1 protein-coding gene is annotated in these 348 nt (G+C 55.5%); it reads left to right on the forward strand.

The window, feature by feature from the left end; all coding sequences use genetic code 11:
• A partial coding sequence (locus HMPREF2635_RS07415; RefSeq protein ID WP_141761693.1) for a DDE-type integrase/transposase/recombinase occupies positions 1-348 on the forward strand: 348 nt, incomplete at both ends.

Here is a 348-nt window from a genome sequence, read left to right on the forward strand (position 1 = left end):
GGATCACCGCAGAACTTACCGAGCGCTACCAGATCACCCTGAATCGCAAGACTGTGGCTAAGCGGATGCGCATGATGGGCATTGAAGGGATTTCACCGCGTGCGTTTGTTCCGGTGACAACGATTCAATCCAAGCGTAAGTCAACTCTTCCTGACCTGGTCAAGCGCATGTTTGATACTGGTGAGCTGAATCGAGTGTGGATGTCGGATATTACCTACCTACGCACCAGCGAGGGATGGTTGTACTTGTGTGCGGTCCGCGACGGCCATTCCCGCAGGGTGCTGGGCTGGGCGATGGATAGCGTTCAAGACACAAGTTTGGTCGAACGGGCCCTGCGGATGGCGCATA

This window comes from Corynebacterium sp. HMSC035E02 (assembly GCF_001836065.1).
In the GTDB taxonomy this organism is placed as follows: Bacteria; Actinomycetota; Actinomycetes; order Mycobacteriales; family Mycobacteriaceae; genus Corynebacterium; species Corynebacterium hiratae.